Origin of the sequence: Parabacteroides bouchesdurhonensis (genome assembly GCF_900186615.1) — a bacterium.
Classification (GTDB): domain Bacteria; phylum Bacteroidota; class Bacteroidia; order Bacteroidales; family Tannerellaceae; genus Parabacteroides; species Parabacteroides bouchesdurhonensis.
Genome location: NZ_LT896588.1, coordinates 3102983 through 3123426, shown reverse-complemented (window position 1 = coordinate 3123426; position 20444 = coordinate 3102983). Strand labels below are relative to the sequence as shown.

At 40.0% G+C, this 20444-nt stretch carries 17 protein-coding genes and 1 riboswitch; of the genes, 5 read left to right on the top strand and 12 right to left on the bottom strand.

The window, feature by feature from the left end; genetic code table 11:
* Nucleotides 1–22: 22 nt before the first annotated feature.
* A complete protein-coding gene (rlmB, locus tag C1721_RS13495) occupies nucleotides 23–766 on the bottom strand; it encodes a 23S rRNA (guanosine(2251)-2'-O)-methyltransferase RlmB (RefSeq protein WP_102408756.1) in 744 nt (247 codons plus the stop codon).
* Nucleotides 767–1135: 369 nt separating this feature from the next.
* Between rlmB and C1721_RS13490 the strand changes: the two genes are divergently transcribed.
* The 5 genes from C1721_RS13490 to thiC all read left to right on the top strand — a co-directional run bounded on the left by C1721_RS13490 (nucleotide 1136) and on the right by thiC (nucleotide 6457).
* On the top strand, nucleotides 1136–2422 hold the full coding sequence (locus C1721_RS13490; protein ID WP_234347469.1) for a BamA/TamA family outer membrane protein: 1287 nt from the start codon (nucleotides 1136–1138) through the stop codon (nucleotides 2420–2422).
* Nucleotides 2423–2488: 66 nt separating this feature from the next.
* Nucleotides 2489–2583, top strand: a riboswitch (TPP riboswitch).
* 19 nt (nucleotides 2584–2602) lie between these two features.
* Complete coding sequence (thiD, locus tag C1721_RS13485) at nucleotides 2603–3448, top strand: bifunctional hydroxymethylpyrimidine kinase/phosphomethylpyrimidine kinase (protein WP_102409473.1); 846 nt, start codon at nucleotides 2603–2605, stop codon at nucleotides 3446–3448.
* Nucleotides 3445–4053: a thiamine phosphate synthase gene (locus C1721_RS13480; RefSeq protein ID WP_102408754.1), complete on the top strand. Its 609-nt coding sequence runs from the start codon at nucleotides 3445–3447 to the stop codon at nucleotides 4051–4053. The genes thiD and C1721_RS13480 overlap by 4 nt, the downstream gene beginning before the upstream one ends.
* Nucleotides 4044–4748, top strand: coding sequence for a thiamine phosphate synthase (locus C1721_RS13475; protein WP_102408753.1), 705 nt, complete (start codon nucleotides 4044–4046; stop codon nucleotides 4746–4748). Before C1721_RS13480 ends, C1721_RS13475 begins: the two co-directional genes overlap by 10 nt.
* 11 nt (nucleotides 4749–4759) lie before the next feature.
* Complete coding sequence (thiC, locus tag C1721_RS13470; protein ID WP_102408752.1) at nucleotides 4760–6457, top strand: phosphomethylpyrimidine synthase ThiC; 1698 nt, start codon at nucleotides 4760–4762, stop codon at nucleotides 6455–6457.
* A 30-nt stretch (nucleotides 6458–6487) separates the two neighbouring features.
* Here the strand turns inward: thiC and C1721_RS13465 are convergent, their stop codons facing one another.
* The 11 genes from C1721_RS13465 to C1721_RS13415 all read right to left on the bottom strand — a co-directional run bounded on the left by C1721_RS13465 (nucleotide 6488) and on the right by C1721_RS13415 (nucleotide 20315).
* Complete coding sequence (locus tag C1721_RS13465) at nucleotides 6488–7351, bottom strand: patatin-like phospholipase family protein (RefSeq protein ID WP_102408751.1); 864 nt, start codon at nucleotides 7349–7351, stop codon at nucleotides 6488–6490.
* 95 nt (nucleotides 7352–7446) lie between these two features.
* Nucleotides 7447–8445 carry a 2-hydroxyacid dehydrogenase gene (locus C1721_RS13460; protein WP_102409471.1) on the bottom strand — a complete coding sequence of 333 codons (999 nt, stop codon included), beginning with the start codon at nucleotides 8443–8445 and terminating at the stop codon, nucleotides 7447–7449.
* 134 nt (nucleotides 8446–8579) lie between these two features.
* Nucleotides 8580–9767, bottom strand: coding sequence for a sensor histidine kinase (locus C1721_RS13455; RefSeq protein ID WP_102408750.1), 1188 nt, complete (start codon nucleotides 9765–9767; stop codon nucleotides 8580–8582).
* Nucleotides 9764–10441 carry a response regulator transcription factor gene (locus tag C1721_RS13450; protein ID WP_102408749.1) on the bottom strand — a complete coding sequence of 226 codons (678 nt, stop codon included), beginning with the start codon at nucleotides 10439–10441 and terminating at the stop codon, nucleotides 9764–9766. Before C1721_RS13450 ends, C1721_RS13455 begins: the two co-directional genes overlap by 4 nt.
* Nucleotides 10442–10477: 36 nt before the next feature.
* Nucleotides 10478–13603, bottom strand: coding sequence for an efflux RND transporter permease subunit (locus C1721_RS13445; RefSeq protein ID WP_102408748.1), 3126 nt, complete (start codon nucleotides 13601–13603; stop codon nucleotides 10478–10480).
* 7 nt (nucleotides 13604–13610) lie between these two features.
* Entirely contained in the window at nucleotides 13611–14696 is a 1086-nt protein-coding gene (locus C1721_RS13440) for an efflux RND transporter periplasmic adaptor subunit (RefSeq protein ID WP_102408747.1), read from the bottom strand.
* Nucleotides 14697–14712: 16 nt separating this feature from the next.
* Nucleotides 14713–15978, bottom strand: a complete 1266-nt coding sequence (locus tag C1721_RS13435) for a TolC family protein (protein WP_102408746.1) — start codon at nucleotides 15976–15978, stop codon at nucleotides 14713–14715.
* 99 nt (nucleotides 15979–16077) lie between these two features.
* The gene (locus C1721_RS13430) at nucleotides 16078–16539 is read right to left on the bottom strand and encodes a septal ring lytic transglycosylase RlpA family protein (RefSeq protein WP_102408745.1); all 462 of its coding nucleotides are present in this window, start codon (nucleotides 16537–16539) and stop codon (nucleotides 16078–16080) included.
* 15 nt (nucleotides 16540–16554) lie between these two features.
* Entirely contained in the window at nucleotides 16555–17931 is a 1377-nt protein-coding gene (locus tag C1721_RS13425) for a cytochrome c peroxidase (protein ID WP_102408744.1), read from the bottom strand.
* A 142-nt stretch (nucleotides 17932–18073) separates the two neighbouring features.
* On the bottom strand, nucleotides 18074–19366 hold the full coding sequence (locus C1721_RS13420; RefSeq protein WP_102408743.1) for an L-cysteine desulfidase family protein: 1293 nt from the start codon (nucleotides 19364–19366) through the stop codon (nucleotides 18074–18076).
* A gap of 76 nt (nucleotides 19367–19442) precedes the next feature.
* Nucleotides 19443–20315 (bottom strand): aldose 1-epimerase family protein, encoded by an 873-nt coding sequence (locus C1721_RS13415; RefSeq protein ID WP_102408742.1) that lies wholly within the window; start codon nucleotides 20313–20315, stop codon nucleotides 19443–19445.
* Nucleotides 20316–20444 lie beyond the last annotated feature (129 nt).

Genomic DNA, 20444 nt, shown 5'->3' with positions numbered 1-20444 from the left:
ATCATTTATATAATTAATAACATCATTGTTTATTCATCCGTTGGCGCACCACTTCGTATATCAGAATAGAAGATGCTACCGATACGTTCAGCGACCCGATTGTTCCGAATTGCGGAATCTTTACCATTTTATCGCATATACGAAGATTTTCCATTGATACTCCCGTATCTTCCGCCCCCATCACTATGGCAACAGGCCCTTCGTATTGAACAGCCGTATAGTTCTCGGCAGCCTTTTCACTGGCGGCATATACCTTTACGCCACTCGATTGCAAGAAACGAATCGCTTCATTTATACTTCTTTCTTTACATACAGGTAATATATGTAAAGCGCCGGCCGATGTTTTAATCGCATCGGCATTTACCGTTACACTTCCTTTTGAAGGGATAACAACGGCATCTACACCGGCGCATTCGCAAGTACGGGCTATAGCTCCAAAGTTGCGTACATCCGTTACTCCGTCCAGCAATACGATAAATGGATTCTTGCCCTGTTCATACAGGAACGGAATAATATCCTCCAGTTTTTGATAGGTTATAGCAGACATATAAGCGATTACGCCCTGATGGTTTTTACGCGTCAAACGATCCAGGCGTTCGGCCGGAACACGCTGTACGGCTATATCACGTCCTTTCAGTACGCCGAACAGTTCACGCGAAAGATCACTTTGCAACTCCCGTTTTACTAATATCTTATCAATTTCTTTGTCTGCCTGTATAGCTTCAATCACGGCACGTATGCCAAAAACCATTTCATTTTCTCTCATGTGTTATATTCTTAATTGAATATCAAATGCTTATTTGTCAAGCTGTGCAATATATCACAACATTGCGCAAATATACAAAGAAAACACTATACTTTTTAGTTCATGAATACTATTATACTAGCACTGAGATAAGCAATTATTAATAAACCGACAGCTGTCGGTCTATAGAACGACCCTTGTCAACCTATAAGCCGACTAATGTCGATCTATAGGCTGACACAGGTCGGCCTATTAATAATACGGAAGTAAAAAGACAGAAAGATATGTCAGTTATCTTAAAAGATGCTTTAAATGTCAATACATTCGGAGTTATCATTTCCATTTTGTACTTTTGCCGCTCAGTTTAAATCAACTTAAACAAACCAATACATGTATCATAGGAGGTTACTTATTTGCTTGGGAATAATAGGAATGGCATCTATCCACTTCATTCAAGCACAGCAACAAGAAATTACGCCGTCTCAATCTTCAAATAACACGACTGTTATTTCACAAGATACAGTTGTGTCTGCAGTTTCCCCTTTCATGATAGATGGCAAACCGATGACGGAAAAGCAGCGTGCGCGTTATTACAAACAACAACGACGTGATTCTATCCGGGCAAAGAAGAATATATGGTGGTCTATCTTAGGAGGACCTTCTTATACGCCGGAAGCCTCGTTTGGCGTAGGCGGTGCGGTATTGGCCAGTTTCCGGTTGAATAAACACGACACTGTTTCCCAACGTTCTTTTATCCCTGCCGGATTTAATATTACATTGAACGGAACTTTTGTCTTTGCCGGTGCGGGAACTTTGTTTTTTAATGAAAACAAGTTCCGTATATATATCAACTACGGGTATAGAAACGAGCCGTCTCATTATTTTGGCAAAGGTTATGAAACCGTAGAACATACGGAAAAGAGTGATTCTACCACCAAGTTCCACAAGAATTATTTCCAACTTTATCCTCGTTTTGTATGGGAAGTAAAACCTCATTTTTACCTAGGATCATTGTTTGATATTAACTATAGTGAATCTACGGATATTAATCCGGTTATGCAGGAAGATCCCTACTTCCAACAATTTAAGCACAAGTATGTAAATGTTGGGCTTGGCGGATTAATACAATATGACACGCGTAACGATGTGGCTACGCCTACATCAGGAATGCTTCTTAGCGGTATAGCCCGAGCTTACGGGAAATATTTCGGCGGTGCTTATAACTATGGTATGTTCGATTTGGAATACAGGCAATTCCAACAGGTTTTCCGTCCGCGCAGTACATTGGCCTGGATAGCCCGCACGCAGATTGGCGTAGGCGATGTTCCATTTACGGAACTCCCGTCTTTTGGTTCTCCTTTCGATTTACGCGGTTATTATTGGGGGAAATATCGTGATAAGACAATGGCTTATGCTATTCTTGAATATCGGCACATGTTCGGAAGCCAGGAGAAATATAAGAGCGGTAACTTCTGGGCTAAATGCGGTTTTGTAGGATGGATCGGAACAGGAACGATTGGTAATTCTCCTGTTGTAGACTGGAATAAATGGAAATTAAACTATGGCGTAGGTCTCCGCATCCAAATGCAACCGGGAAAGAATTTCCGTCTGGACTTGGGGAAAGATCCGAATCAAAGCGGCATGGCTGTTTACATGAATATGACAGAAGCATTCTGAGAAGGATATTTTCTTTCTTAATTTAACACTTGTTTTTTGTATTCTTCTCTAATCTTCCTACCTTTGTACTACACAAAGGGGTGCCAAACTGTATGGGCTGAGATTATACCCTCGAACCTGATGCGGATAATGCCGCCGTAGGAAAAGAACAGAGGCTTTTTCCCTCCTTTCAAAAAGAAGATGGATGAAAATAATACTTTTCGTTACCCGATAGCACTGACTATCGCCGGTTCTGATAGTGGTGGCGGAGCGGGAATACAAGCAGACTTGAAAACATTTTCGGCTTTAGGCGTTTTTGGAATGTCTGTCATAACTGCAGTGACGGCTCAAAACACGCAGAATGTCTATGGTATACAAGCCATCTCTTCCTCCCTGGTAAAAGAACAGATAAACGCGGTGTTTAATGATTTCACGATAGATGCGGTGAAAACAGGCATGCTTCCTAATAAAGAAGCCGTGCAAGCTGTGGTTGAAGCGATAGCAGCCTATTCTCCATCGTGTATTATATCAGACCCTGTTATGATTTCGAGTAGCGGGAAAAAATTAATGGAAGATGAAGCCATTGATATATTAATGAAAGACTTATTTCCGAAGGTTACTCTTATCACTCCTAATATAGACGAAGCAACTTGTTTATCCGGAATAACCATCTGCAATGAAAAGGATATGGAACGGGCCGCCAGACAACTACAGAAAACCGTCGGCTGTTCTGTTCTGATAAAGGGCGGACATCTGACCGGGCAAGCAAGCACCGATATTTTATTTATTCCTGACAGACCGCCCCTACGACTGGAAGCTCCGGTTATCCATACACGTAACACACATGGCACAGGTTGTACATTATCATCGGCCATTGCGGCCTATATGGCACTTGGTAATGATTTGCAGAAGGCGGTTTGTTTGGCAAAAGAATACATAACAAAAGCATTATCGGCAGGAACTGATATGCTTATGGGGCACGGACACGGTGCAATGAATCACTTCTTCTCTCCTATTCCTTTAACTAAAATAAAGATACGGCAATGAAGAAACTGATCGTTATTACCACTCCGGACTTTTTCCCCGGCGAAGGAGAAATACTCACCAACCTGTTTGTTAAAGGAATGAGCCGGTTGCACCTTCGTAAACCTAATTGCAGGCAGGAAGATATGGAAATGCTGTTGAAAGATATTCCGGCTGTATTTTATTCCCGTATTGTATTGCATGATTGTTTTGATATAGTTAATAACGGAAATCCGTTAAATATAGGAGGAGTTCATTTAAACAGACGAAACAATATTGTACCCGACGGATTCAAAGGCAGTATCAGCCGTTCATGCCATAGTATGCAGGAGATAGCGGAAGGAAACCGATTAGACTATCAATTCCTAAGTCCCGTTTTTGAAAGTATCTCTAAAGAAGGATATGGAAAAGGCTTTTCGGCAGATGAATTACGTAAAGCCTCAAACGCCGGACTGATTAATGATAAAGTGATTGCTTTAGGAGGCATTAGCACCACTACAATTCCGCAACTAAAAGACATTAAATTCGGCGGAATAGCCGTATTGGGTGCTTTGTGGGGCAAGACGCCTTCTATAAATGAACAGAACGATATTATAAGGCAATTTAAACTACTACGATCATGTGTATAACAGAAAAACATATTCACCGATGTATCTTGAAAGGCAGCAATCGTTTGATGCTTATTACCAATCGCACCCCAAGATATACCGAATACGATCAGGCAAAGATGTTTTATGAAGCCGGTGGAACGTGGGTTCAGCTCCGCATGAAAGACAATCTGAACTTGGAAACGGCAACAAAAATTGCCGGACTCCGGTTGCCTGACCCGCATTGTGTTTTGTGTATTGATGATAATGTGGATATTGCTCTTAAATCAGGAGCGAAATCGGTCCATTTAGGGAAGAACGACATGCCTGTTAGAGAAGCATGGAGTAAGATTAAGGAATATCAGGCGGATAGTTATTGGGTTGGCGCAACAGCCAATACTTTCGAAGATATTGAACATGCCATATCCGAACATGCGTCTTATATCGGTCTTGGTCCTTATCGTTATACGGATACGAAGAAAAATTTAAGTCCGATATTGGGACTGGAAGGGTATCGCAGGGTTATGGCTCAATGTAAAGAAGCAAGCTATCAAATACCGGTTGTAGCTATTGGTGGTATTTGCCTGGAAGACGTCGTACCTTTATTGGAAACAGGAGTTACAGGAATAGCCGTATCCGGAGCTATAGTCAATGCCTCCGACCCGATGGAAGAAACACGTAAGTTTCTTGCGGAAATAAAGAAAGTGTATGGAAATGAATTTAACGAAGAATATTAAATAGAAAGTATATGGCAAGTAAAAAGGGCATGCGGATTACATATCCTTCATCGGAAAAGATATATGTTCCGGGAGAAATTAATAAGATAAAGGTTGGTATGCGAAAGATAAAACTATTGGATACCGTTACTATTGATGAAAAAGGAGAAAAGATATTCAAAAAGAATAATCCGGTTATTGTATATGATACCAGTGGCCCTTACTCAGACCCCAAAGTATCTATAGATATAAAAGCAGGCATTCCACGAATCCGCGAAGAATGGTATGACCGCCGTCGTGACTTGGTTCAGTTAACCGAATTGTCGTCTGAATACGGACGTGAACGTTTGGTGAATAAGGATTTGGATTCTATCCGCTTTCCGAAACGTTATCTGCCTTATCGTGCAAAAGAAGGCAAAAACATTACGCAAATGTACTATGCCAAAAAACGTATCATTACGCCCGAAATGGAGTATGTCGCTATCCGTGAGAACCAACAGATAGAAGCATTAGGATTGAAATCATACATAACTCCGGATTTTGTACGTAAAGAGATTGCGGCGGGACATGCTATTATCCCGGCAAATATCAATCATCCGGAAGCTGAACCAATGATCATCGGGAGAAAATTCCTTGTAAAGATCAATACGAATATCGGTAACTCCGCTCTTTCGTCCGGCATTGATGAAGAGATAGAAAAAGCGGTATGGAGCTGTAAATGGGGCGGCGATACATTAATGGACCTTTCTACGGGTGATAATATACATGAAACCCGTGAGTGGATTATCCGTAATTGCCCCGTACCTATGGGAACTGTACCTATTTATCAAGCATTGGAAAAGGTAAACGGTCGCGTAGAAGACTTAAGCTGGGATATTTACCGGGATACGTTGATTGAGCAGGCAGAACAAGGAGTTGATTACTTTACCATTCATGCCGGCCTGCTGAGAAAACATGTGGACCTTACGTTAACGCGCCTTACGGGAATCGTTTCACGCGGTGGTTCTATTATGGCTAAATGGATGCAGATTCATAATGAAGAGAATTTCTTATATACACATTTCGCCGAGATTTGTGAAATATTAAAGACGTATGATGTAGCAGTTTCCATTGGAGACGGGCTACGTCCGGGTTCTATCTATGATGCCAACGATGCCGCTCAATTCGCAGAATTGCATACAATGGGAGAATTAACGAAGATTGCCTGGGAGCAATTCGTACAAGTTATCATTGAAGGTCCGGGACATGTTCCTATGAATAAAATACACGAGAACATGAAAGAACAGCAATACGCTTGCAGCAACGCACCTTTTTATACTTTAGGCCCGTTGACAACTGATATCGCACCCGGCTACGATCATATTACGTCCGCCATTGGCGGTGCGCAAATCGCATGGCACGGAACTGCTATGATCTGTTATGTCACTCCTAAGGAACATCTGGGACTTCCCAATAAGGAAGATGTACGTAATGGTGTGATAGCTTATAAAATAGCGGCTCATGCGGCAGATTTAGCCAAAGGACATCCCGGAGCGCAAGTACGTGATAATGCTTTAAGCAAAGCCCGTTTTGATTTTCGTTGGAAAGACCAGTTCAACCTTTCACTTGATCCGGAACGCGCATTACAATATTATAAAGAAAGCGCTGTAACCGACGGAGAATATTGTACGATGTGCGGTCCAAACTTTTGCGCTATGCGTTTGAGTAAAGATATACAATGCAAGAAATAAAAAGATACTAAACGTATCGTTGAAAAGCTGCTATTTATATAGTGGCTTTTCTTTTTCATGCAATTTTACAAACTTCTTACCGCATTCGTAGCCTTCATCATACAAGGCTGACAACTTCTTTGTATCACGCTCCGTACGTCCTACCTGGATAGGATTCTGAGGACGGATTACAATGGCCTTACCGGCTTCTTCCAAATTATCAATATAATCCAGTATTTCGTTATAATAGCGATAACGTAATTTTAGTTGCTTTCGGATAGTCGGATATTTCCTATAGATAAATCCCGGAAGATAAAAGTCCTTATTCTTCTTTCTATATCCTTTATTCCGTGTAAGTATGATAACATTTTTCTCATATCCGTCTTCTATTGCCCTGCGAACAGGAATAGCATCGCAAACGCCGCCATCAACCATCGGTATTCCGTCCACATAAGCGATTGGACACAAAACAGGAAGTGAGCATGACGCTCTTACAATATCAAGCAAGCGTTTGGAATCTTTTTTTTCCTCATAATACTCGGCTTTACCTGTCAAACAATTGCTTGTAACAACAACAAAACGATCCGGAGACTCAAAATAGGTTTTATAATCGAAAGAAAAATATTTATCAGGATAAGTATAAAAAAGGAAATCAAGATCGATATATCCGTGTCCCTGCAAGAAACGGTGAAGACCGATATAGTCATAAATACCCAACAAATCAATGTTACTGAACCGTGAACGTCCACGTTGCCACGAAGCATACGATATACCGTTACTTGCTCCGGCAGATACTCCAATTGTATAAGGAAAACGAATGTCATTATCCATAAAACAATCCAATACTCCTACCGTAAATATGCCACGCATACCGCCACCCTCCAATACTAACCCGGTCTTATTGTCTATTTTCATAATTCGTATTATTAGAAAGCCATTGCCTGGCTCACACCGGACAATGGCTACAAAAATATAGTAAATCAGCGATAAATAGTAGTCTGTTTTACGAATTACTTCGTTACTTCATTGACAAGAGTACGTCCTTCTCTAAAATCTTCAATGTTTTTTAAAGTAGTTTCCGCAATGTTATGCATAGCTTCTTTTGTAAAAAACGCTTGATGAGATGTAACAATAACATTGTTGAATGAAAGTAAGCGGGCTAATACGTCATCGTCAATAATCTTATCGGATTTATCTTCGTAGAAATAATCACCTTCTTCCTCATATACATCCAATCCGGCAGCGGAAATCTTCTTTTCTTTCAAACCTTCGATTAAAGCATTCGTATGAATCAGCTGACCACGTCCGGTATTGATGATCATCACACCCTCTTTCATTTTAGAGATAGAATCGTCATTAATAATATAACGGGTCTGCTCCGTCAACGGACAGTGAAGGGATATAATATCGGAATGTTTGTACAATTCATCTAACGATACGTATTTAATTCCTTCCTCTGCTGCAAACTTTTCATCAGGATATAAATCGTTGGCAAGGATGTGCATACCTAGCCCTTTCAATATATGGATTAATATCTTCGCAATCTTTCCTGTACCGATAATACCGGCAGTTTTACCGTGCATATCAAATCCCATCAAGCCATTCAGTGAGAAGTTTCCATCTCGCGTACGCCAATAAGCACGATGAATTTTCCTATTTAACGAAAGCATCATCGCCAATGTATATTCTGCTACAGCATACGGAGAATAAGCAGGTACGCGAACAACCGGCAATTTACCTTTAGCGGCTGTCAGATCCACATTATTAAAACCTGCGCAACGTAAAGCCAATAACTTTACGCCATTAGCGATCAGCGCGTCTATAATAGCGGCATCTGCCGTGTCATTCACAAAGATACAGACTACGTCCATGCCTTGAGTAAGTACAACATTGTTACTGTTCAAATGTCCTTTGAAGTAACGAATATCGTAGTTATATCGTTCATTAATTTTATCGAACGATGCTATATCATACGGTTTAGCTCCGAAAAATGCAATCTTACATGCCATATATTTCATTTTTTATAATAACTAAGTAAAGATAGCAAATGTTTAAAAGAAGTACATTCGGAAGAAAAAGAAATTCCTTCCGAGAGAAATTTTAATTTCTTCCGAAAGGAATTAAAAACGCCTATATTTATATATCAGAATATACGACAAAATTCTATGCTCACTTTAGTTCCCTTATCTTGGATGGAGGTTATACGAACTTTTGCCCCATATGTATTTAATATACGTAATGAAAGAGCCAATCCAATTCCATGTCCCGCATATTCACGTGTATTGCTGGCTCGGAAAAACGGCTGATATATACGGTTCAGTTCTTCCGCTGGAATACCTATTCCCTGATCTTCTATTTCTAAGATATTATCATGAAGACGCATGTCAACAATTTCATTACCGGAGTATTTACAAGCATTACTAATAATATTACTGATCGCTATTTTTAATAAATAAGGATTAGCATCAATGGCCAGGCTATAATCATCTGCTGAGAAGCACACACGATTGGATGCGAACTGGGAGAGGAAATCCGCCAGATAAACTCTTTCGGTTGCATTTTTCAGTATCTCCTTATCTCCGTGAGAAAGGAAAAGCAAATGTTTCATTAGCTGAATAATCCGTTTAGTTTCAGAGGCTATACGTTTTAGGGCGGCTTGGTATTCATCCGGCGTACGTTCTTTCAAAAGGCTTATTTCACACTCACCCTGTATGGCTGTCAAAGGATTGTTTAATTCATGTGAAGCATTACTGATAAACGATTTTTCACTCTGATAAGCAGCATCTATTCTATCTACCATGCGAATGGCATAGAGCTTGCCTACAAAATAAACAAGTATGATGCTAATAACGATTAATACAAACAATAACCAACCGATACGCTTTTGTATATCTCCTCCATACTGGTTGCTGGATATAACAAGGACAATAAAATTACCTTCATTGTCAGGATAGTAAACCGCAGCTCCGACTTGTAATCCCTGGCTAAAAGTTATTACATTCCCTTCATAAAGCTTTGTAATTTGATTTTCCGTGAGATATGGTGTTAAAGCAGCGCGCGTCTCAACCACACTGTCCGCATTCAGCAATATTTCTGTAGCCACCGGAAGCGTCTCTTCATAACGCTGTTGGATGCGGGCATAACTTTCCGGGTCTACTTCATCTTTCTCCCAATGTTTTTCGGCAGTCGCATAGGCTTTTTCAGTTAAGTAAGAATAGTAAAGGCGTGTAATATAATTGGTAGATACAAAATAGAATGTAACCGAAACCAATGCTATTACGCTTATTGTAATTAGCGTATAAAATAAAGTTATTTTATTACCTGTTTTCATCCTTCCATCATATAACCTATTCCTACAACCGTACGGATGAGTTTGTGCTCAAAATCCTTATCTATTTTAGCACGAAGATAGTTTACATAAACATCTACTACATTTGTGTTCGTATCAAAATCTTTATCCCATACATGTTTCAAAAGATTCATACGGCTAAGAGCCACTCCTTGGTTTTGCATAAAATATTCGAGTAAGCGAAATTCTTTTACCGTTAAATCAATTATGGCGTCTCCCCGTATTACACGATGGCCTGCCGGATCCAAAGTAAGATCCGCACATTGAAGCACAAGAGTGGACGTATCACTGCCGGAACGACGTAAAAGAGCCTTAATCCGGGCTTCCAGTTCTTGAAAGCTAAAGGGCTTTACCAGATAATCATCAGCTCCGGCATCCAGTCCGCCAACAATATCATCGGTAGTGCCCAAAGCCGTCAGCATAATTACCGGAGACTGATATCCATGCAATTGCCGGTATTGGCGACAAAGTTGCAAACCATTCAGTTTTGGCATAATAATATCCAGGATCAAGAGTTGGAAGCTTTCTTTTTGAGCTAACTCCCATCCGGAGATCCCATCATATGCAACAGAAACTTCATGACCAAATTCTTGTAACCCCCGTTCTATAAATGAGGCTATATTCACTTCATCTTCTACCAATAATATCTTTGCCATATTTACTTAGTTTCCCATTTATGCAAATATACATTATTACAGCCTACGTTGCAGCAATTTTCCATTTTTATCATACAACATGCGACGATAAAAAGATTCAACCATTAAAGGAAAAACAAATAAAGTAAAGAATGTGGCACCTATCAGTCCTCCGATAATAACAATCGCAAGAGGGCGCTGGCTTTCTGAGCCGATTCCATGGCTTAAAGCCGCAGGCATCAAGCCGATAGCCGCCATACTGGCAGTCATCAGAACAGAACGTACACGGGACTTCACACTCATTTTAATAGAGTTTTCCAGCGGATACCTGGCTTTTATATTATTCTTTATATCAGATATCATAATTACTCCGTTTTGAATACAAATACCAAAAAGAGCGATAAAACCGATTCCTGCTGAAATAGAGAAATTGAAATGCGTAATCAATAATGCCATAATACCTCCTACAGCTGCATACGGGACATTGAGCAATACCAATCCGGCATCGCGGGCATTACCAAATAAAACAAATAGAATGACAAATATAATAGCAATACTAACCGGTACAACCTGAGCCAATCGTTTGCTGGCTCGTTGTTGGTTTTCAAAATCACCTGTCCATTTTAATGTATAGCCATCCGGCAATCTGACTTGTTTGTTTACTTTTTCCTGAGCTTCGGCAACAGCCGTTCCCATATCGCGTCCACGAACGGAGAACTTTACGGCGCAAAAGCGAGCATGATTGTCACGATAAATAATCAGAGGACCTGTAATAGTTCTGATATCTGCCAATTCTTTAATAGGTATCATTGTACCATCACGAGCAGGAACAAGTATTTTTCCTATTTCATTTTCACTTCTGCGAAAAGAAGATTCATAACGAACCATGATATTAAATTTACGTTCGTCTTCATATAAAAGTGAAGCGCTCTTTCCTCCGATAGCCATTTCAATAACAGATTGGACATCTTCTTTGGCGACCCCGTAACGAGCCAAACGGGATTCATTCAATTCGATACGAAGTTCCGGTTGACCTATATTCCGGATAACTCCTATGTCTTCTATACCTTGTACGGTTTTTAAAATATCGTATATTTCTTCTGCTTTTTTCTCAGATTCATATAAGTTTTTACCAAATACTTTTACGGCGATTGAACCTTTTACACCACTGGCAGCTTCTTCTACATTGTCAGAAATTGGTTGTGAGAAATTAAAGTCCACACCGGGATAAACATCCAGATCGCTTTGCATTTCCTCTATAAGTTCAGCTTTCGTCAATTTACTTTTCCAGCTTTTTTCCGGATATATATCAACATGGAATTCAATATTATAAAAGCCAGTGGCATCCGTTCCGTCATTCGGTCGTCCGGTCTGTGACAAGACTTGCTTCACCTCGTCATAAGACGTTAATTTCCTGCGCATCTGATTGGCAAGCTTTACAGATTCATCTAAAGATATACTTTGTGGAAGAGTTGCACGAATATAGATAGAACCTTCATTCAGTTGTGGCAAAAACTCAGTTCCCAACAATGTAAAGCACCACAAACCAACAGCAGCAACCAATGTGGAAACGCCTATCGTTAACCGCTTATGGACATGGCATTTATCAAACACAGAGATAGATACTTTATTTATCCAGGCTAAGAACGGATTATGCTTTTCACGGACATTCTTTTTTAAAAGCATGGAAGACAGAACCGGAACTAACGTCAAAGTAAAAACTAATGCTCCCAATAGCGCAAATCCCAATGTATAAGCTAACGGACTAAACATCTTACCCTCGACCTTCTGGAATGAGAAAATCGGAACAAGGGCAGTGATTATAATCAGCTTGGAAAAAAACACCGCTTTAGCACGGTCTTTTGCCGTATGGCGTATGATTCCCATTTTACTCATCACATTAAACGCAGGCATGCCTACTTCCCGGGCTTTCCGGTCTAATGCGACGAATAACCCTTCAACCATCACTACAGCTCCATCTATAATAATACCAAAATCTATAGCTCCCATTGACAATAAGTTTGCACTCATTCCCATTGTTCTTAGACAGATGAATGCAAAAAGTAACGCTAAAGGGATAATAATAGACACAATTAGCGTTGTACGCCAGTCTGCCATAAAGACCAGGACTATGAATGTTACAAACAAAATACCTTCTGCCAAATTATGAGTCACTGTGCGAACTGCTAAATCTACCAGATTCTCCCTGTCATAAAAAGGCACGATCTTGACATCTTCCGGCAAAGAATTCTGCTGAATATCTACTATTTTATCTTTAAGGGCTGCTATTACTTCACTGGGATTTTCACCCTTTCTCATAACAACGATGCCTTGTACTACATCATCTTCCTCCATACGTCCTACTTGTCCCAAGCGTGGTAAACAAGATTCTTGTACAGTAGCAAGGTTCTTTACTAAAACAGGAATTCCTTCAATATTCTTTACTACTATATTTTCTATTTCTTTAATGTCGTTAATCAGCCCGATACCACGCACGACATAGGCTTGTGAACTTTTAGTAATAACATCACCGCCGACATTAATATTACTTTTTGCAATAGCATCGTAAAGTTCTAAAGTCGTAACGCCATAATTAATCAATTGATTCGGATTTACTCGTACCTCGAAGGTTTTTACTTCACCGCCGAAACTAACGATGTCGGCAACTCCGGGAACAGCTCTCAGCTTACGTTCAATTACCCAATCCTGAAACGTCTTCAATTCTCTTACCGAACGCTTGTCACTCCGTAACGTATAACGGAATATTTCACCGGTAGGACCATACAAAGGCTGAACTTCCGGAGTTACACCTTCCGGCAAATCGGCATCGTTCAATAAATTATATACTTGTTGACGGGCAAAAAAATCATCAACATTATCATCAAACATGACGTTAATAACCGACAGGCCAAACAAGGTCGTACTACGAATATCCGTTTTCTTTTGGACGGAGTTCATTGCTATTTCAATAGGAATAGTTATGAACTTCTCTATTTCTTCCGCACTTCTTCCGGGCCATTGAGTAATGACTGTTACTTTCGTATTCGTCACATCAGGGAAAGCGTCAATCGGTGTATGAATAAAACTAATGACACCGGCTATGACAGCTATTATTGTAAGGAAAAAAATGAAGAATTTATTCTTCAATGAGAACGTTATTATGTTATCTATAAAAGTATGCATCGTAAATTTATTTCAAAGCATTATATATCAGCAAAGCGTTATTATCTATTATTATATTACCCTCTTCAAGTCCGGAGTCGATATAACAATATTTTTCAGTCTGTTTAAATACGGAAATTTCCTTCATCTCAAGTAATCCGTCCTTTGACACCCGTACTATATAATTCTTCCCATCTTCAAAGATAACAGCATGAGAATTGATACGAAGCATTGTCTGTCCTTCTACTTTACATTGCACATATACGTTGGTAAACATTCCCGGTTTTAGCATATAATTATCGTTTTTCAGTTTGACACGTACATTCATTGTCTTACTGGCATCATTCAACATATTATAAACTTTATCAATTTCTCCAAAGAACTCCTTGTCATCATAAGCTAATGTCGTAATCCGGACAGAAGCTCCCTCTTTTACTTTACTAATATCTCCTTCATACACATCAGCCATTACCCATACATCATCCAAACCGGAAATTGTAAATATTTCATCACTCTGGTCAGAACGTATTTGCATATTGGAATTTACATTTTTACTCACAACAAATCCGGATACAGGAGACTTCACCTGATAGGTCGAATTGTTTGTCAGACTATAAATAGAATAGATTTCATCCAGACGCTTTTGTTCTGCTTCTATTTCAAGTAACGACTGCCTGGCTTGCAACAAGTCCCGTTCCGAAGACATTCCACTACGGAACATATCTTCTGTCGCTTCCAGGTTACGACGGGCAATGACAAGCTGTTGGGCTACTTCTTTCTTTTGTTTATCATAGTCTGCAACTTCACTACTACGAATAACTGCCAAGACATCTCCCTTCCGTACATAATCGCCCAATTCTATATTAATATCCGTAATTGTTCCACCAAAAATAGGATATACATGAGCAACCTTTTCCGGATTAAAGGTTACACGACCATTCAGAATTAATTCATTGCTTACCTTAGTCATAATCGCCGTATCCAATGATACGATTGTTCTCAGACTGTCATTTAAAAACAGATGTTTTGATTCCTCTGTCTGTTCTACCGTTGTATTTCTGCACGAAACAAGCCATAGAAGCAACAAGGTTAATGCTATAAAATTCTTAGACATATCGACAAATACTTTTTTAATAATTAAATATGGTACTTCCGGTTACAGTATTTACGTCTTCCATAGCCAGAAAAACTTCTTTCTTCGTTTGGTAAAGCTGTAAGCAGGATTCTTTATAAGTCTCATAATAGTCCACAAACTCTAAAAGGCTAATATTTCGTTTGCGGAAATTCACGTTAACACCTTCCATGATTATTTCAAAGTCATGTTCTAAATCAGAATTAGACGATTGATATAATTTCAATGCTTTTTCCAGTCGGGAATAACTTGTGAAAAGCTCTTTCTCGGCTTGTTGCTTAATATATATTTCACGTTGGTTTTTCTGTAAAGCAGATATTTTCGCAGCTTTAATATTACCTTGGTTTCTGTTAAATATCGGCAGAGAAACATTCAAGCCAACAGCAAAGTAATTATTAATAAAATTCCCTGCCCGGTCATACATACCTTTAATACTCACTTCCGGAAATGCCAATGATTTCTGTAACTTCACGTCAGCTTCCGAAATTTGTATGTTCGTTTGAGCCAGCTTAACATCGGGACGTTCATACAGTCTCGCGTTTAAATCTGCGAAAGGAATAAATGCCAGATTAATCTGTGACAAGATCGATTCATCAAATACAGGCTGGAATGTTTCTACTCCCTTCAACCCCATCAAAAGCTTTAAATCACCTTGCAGGCTTATGATTTGATTGTCTACGTCATTACGTTCCTGTTGTATGGAAAAAAGCAAAGCTTGTATTCTCGTTTTCTCCATCATAGAAATATTACCTTTCTCATTCTGTTCTTTATAAATAGCCAGAATCTGAGATAAAGACTCTATTTCTCTATCGTAAATACGTTTGGATTTTTGCGTATAATATAATTCTATAAACTTATTTCTTAGTTCGCTCCGCAAGGTGAGCAGGATTTCTTCAAACTGATAAACAGTCATTTGTTTATTGAGTTTTTCCAAACGTATACGTTTATTGCGCTGTCCGGCAATGTAAATAAGTTGTTCTATTTCTACAGCGGCTTCACCTTCTTTACCTACATCAAAGTATTTGCCGTTTAAACGGTTATAAACATTTTGCTCCAACGAAATAACCGGATTCTCAAATAGCTTTGCTTGTAATACCTGGGCTTCTGCTATATCTATATTATAACGTTCGGCAATCAACTCCAGGTTATGTTCTGTAAATTGTTTTTCCGCGTCTTGTAATGAAAGGTTTATAGGTGTGTTTTGGGAGACAACAGTAAAAACAGGAAATAATAAAAAGAGTAAAAAGATAATTCGTTTTTTCATTTGCTTTCTATTTTGGAAGCAAATGTATTAGTCACAGTTTGGTTAACCTTGTATATTCCGTTAGAATATTCTCAATTGAAATTAGAAATTGATTAGAGCCTATTTTCCTAACTTTATTTTATATGGAGGTATCGGGCGTAAATAATCTGTTTCTAAATAAGGGACTTTGGGATAAATCAAATCCAAATATCGTAAATCCAACGGACCGGGAACGACCTCTATTCTTACCCGGGTAATACCTTTCTTTTTGAATTCTAACAACTCGGCAGCCTCTGGAGAGACATCAATAATACGCCCTTTTCTATAAGGACCTCGATCTGTCACGCAAACAATCACGCTTTTCATATTTGCCAAGTTCGTAACCCTCAAAAAAGTACCAAAAGGATACGTCCGGTGAGCCGCTACCAGTTCGTTAGAATCATGTTTTCTACCGCTGGCCGCTCTACGGCCATGAAAACGATCATGATAATACGAAGCAAGCCCTTCCTCCTGTCCCCACATCTTTTCTATGCCAGTACAGGCAATTAATAAAAAGAGGATATAGGTCAGACGAAAGGGCATACTTCCTAATTTATGTTATTGCAATAAAGCTCCGTTATATTCGCCGGTCAACGTGTTAAGATAAGCTACAATCTTTTTAATTTCCGGGTCTGTAATATTCTTACCAATCTGGAACTGGTGCATAATACGAATAGCATCTTCTACCGAAGCGACTGTTCCGTCGTGCATATATGGTGCCGTAATCATGACATTACGCAATGTAGGAGTCTTGAATTTATGACGATCCATTTCATCTTTAGTAACAGCAAATCTTCCGTTGTCGCCATCCGTCAAGCCTGTACCGCGATAATCAAAGTAATTATTCTTAATTCCCATATATTCAAATGACTGTCCGCCTATGTTCATACCAACGTGGCATGTTGCGCATTTATTGTCTTTAAATAATTGGTATCCTTCCAGTTCTTCGGCTGTCAGTGCGCTTTTATCTCCCATCAGATATTTATCAAAACGACTTGGCGTGAGTAATGTCTTCTCAAATTCTGCAATGGCATCCGTTATAGTTGATTGGTTAAAACCTTCCGGATATACAGCCAGGAACTTAGTGCTAAAATCTTTATCAGCAGCCAGCTTTGCACTGATTTCATCAAAAGAGGCGCTACCCATCTCTACCGGATTAAGCGGAGGACCGGCAGCTTGTTCTTTCAAATCGGCGGCACGTCCATCCCAGAACTGCAAACAATTCAAAGCGGCATTATATACGGTTGGCGCATTAACACCGCCAAACTGTCCTTTTATACCTTCCGAATATTGCTTACGATCTACACCTCCCGTATTCAACCCGTGACAAGTTGAACATGAAATGGTGTTATCTCCCGATAAACGGGTGTCATGATATAAAGCAAAACCTAATGCCACTTTATCCGGATTAGTAGGAATAGAAGTCATCAGCGGCTGCACAGGTTCATTCATAAATTCTTCCGAAACCGTTGGAGACGTATAGTTATTTTTACGAACACTCTTCGCCCACGAAATAATAACCGCCCTTTCTTCACTATCCAGATTTGTACCCCAGTGCATCGGCATTGTATAGTATTTTACCGGAGGCATTGTTCCGCTAAGGGCCGTATTTTCCACCTTTGCCATATCTACCTCAGAAACGGGTTGTCCGTTTTCCAAAGCATTCACCATAGCAGTAAGGTCCAAATAACGTGTACCTTCCAGCATATCAGCTTTAACCACCGGACCTATCAGCGGAAGCTTACCATAAAAAGGAAGGGCTGCATTTGCCGCATGGCATTGCAAGCAACCGTTTTCACGGATAATGGATGCGACTTGTTTGGCTTCATCGCCGGCATATTTCTTATACTCGGACGTACAGCTCTGCGTTAAAAACGCCAGAACAAACAATCCGACAGGCAATGCCGCCATTTTACAAAGAATAGTGTTACGCATAATATTGATTGTTTTAGATTTAGTGTACAAATTTATAACATTGTTTTAGCAAATCTTTTATAATACATTGTAAATGTTAATAGACATTGTCTATGAGGTCATAGTTTCTGTTTATAAACGTATGACGGGCATCGGTTCTTTCTCAATGAGACTTTCCGGTCATTATATCCAAAACCAGTTTATCCGTCGTTTCCATGCCGCGTGACCCGATGGCCGTCAGATTAGAGATAGATTTATCTACATCTTCATCAATAATACCTTCTACGGAGGTTACTACTTTATTTTCCATAGCCATCAAAGCAGACAGCATGGCGGTAGAAACTCCGCTCGAAACTTTCATGGCACAACTAGGCTTAGCGCCGTCGCAAATCATCCCGGTTATATTACCTATCATGTTTTTGATGGCGTATGATATTTGTGTTTTGTTCCCTCCCATCAGCCACGTGATGCCGCAACTCGCTCCGGTTGCAGCAACGACACATCCGCAAAGAGCGGATAAACGCCCCAAACTCTGTTTAATATAGATTACCATCAGATGGCTTAACATCAGCGAACGTATTAATTGCTCTTCCGTACAGTTAATATCTTCCGCAAACGATAGCACGGGCAACGTTGCCGCTATTCCCTGATTTCCACTACCGGAATTACTCATAACCGGAATCATAGCCCCGTCCATGCGGGCATCACAGGCAGCAGCTGTCATTGCCAGCATATGCGTATAGGTAGATTCTCCTAAATATTTCTTTCCGAGAGCGCCCGACACGGTTTTGCATACGGTATGCCCGTAGTTTCCTTCCATGGAAGCCTTTGCCGCCTTTTTATTGAACTCTGCTGTTTGAAGAATAAACCGGATATCATCCAAAGGCATCTCTGTCGCAAATTCGTAAACGGTAGAGAATGACAGACGAAGGTCATTATCCGGACAAGATTCTTCTGAAGAAGCACCGGAAATACGATCATCCAATAAAACGTCTCCGTTCTTTTCTACATATATTATATGTGTATGTTCATGGCAAATAATCACCTTTGCCGAATCATTTCCGACAAAACAATGAATCTCGATATATAGTTTATCTACATTTTCTTTCAATGCGATGTGGATACATTTACTATCCACCATACCCTTTCCGGCTTCCAGGCCTTCCGGTGTAAGGTCTCGCAAAACCTCCAGTCCATAGGCCGATTTACCAATCAGAGCACCTAATGCTATGGCAATAGGCAGCCCAACCATACCGGTTCCGGGAATCCCCACTCCCATTGCATTCTTCAAAATATTAGCGCTCAGATACACTTCTATTTTTTCAGGTTTCTTTCCCAAAGTCTCGGCAGCTTTAGCCGCCGCCAGGGCAACAGCAACAGGTTCTGTACAACCAATAGCAGGTATAACCTCTCGGTGAATCAATGTAAGAATTTGCGATGCAGTATTTTGATCCATGGTAATGAACGTTTGATAAAATTAGTTGCGGCAAAGGTAGTCATTTATTCCAAAAACAACTTTTACCCACCAGCCATTATTCTATTTCTATCGTATAAAAAGCATCAAACGTTTTGCCGGATGCCAAATGCTGCATCCAGTCTTTATCTTTAAACTCTCCGTCATAGTGTGCTCTGTCACAACGCCCGTACCAGGGTTCGATACAAACGAAAGGCGCGTTCTTGGCAGGCGGAGACCACAGTCCTACTACCGGAGCTGTAAAATGCAACGTAATGTATGGATTCTTATTCTTGTCAAGCAATGCCACTTTCTTTAACTGGCTGTTCTGAAAGATGAGGGCATCTTTGTCGAAAGTATGGACATCAACAGGCAGTAAACCGTCTTCCAAATCCAACGAAAAGGTATCCAACGAAACACATCCTTTTTCCGAAATCAATATATACTCCAGTCCGTCTTTCTTATCGAATGCAAAATAACCTCTTTCCTTTTCATCCGGATTATAGCCAGGATAGTAAAAGGCCGGATGAGCGCCTATCTGGAAATACATGTCGTCTTTTCCTGTGTTTTTTACCGACCACATTACATCGATATTCTTTCCATGTAACTTGTAACCTATTTTCAGCACAAACGGAAACGGATATACTTTTAGCGTTGCATCATTAGATTCCAACCGAAACCATATTTTCGTATCCGATTCCGAAACCAACGTAAAGTCGTTATCCCTTGCAAAGCCATGTTGCGTAAGCGTATAGGCCGTTCCCTGATGCCGGTATTCATTATTCCATACGCCGCCTACAATCGGGAATAACACGGGCGAATGACGTTTCCAAAAGGCAGGATCGGCCTGCCATAAATATTCTTTGCCGGTTGCTTTGGAAACAATGCTTGAAAGTTCCGCTCCGTGCCCGGCAACCTTAATAATCAGATGTTCGTTAGATAGAGTTTTCATATTATTGTGTTTTTAAAAAGCAGCATTTTGTTTCACAAAAGTTCCACCAGCATGAAACACTTGTTCCATCGGGATGAAACGTTTGTTCCACCGGCATGGAACAAAATTGCTTTCGGATGGATTCTTTTA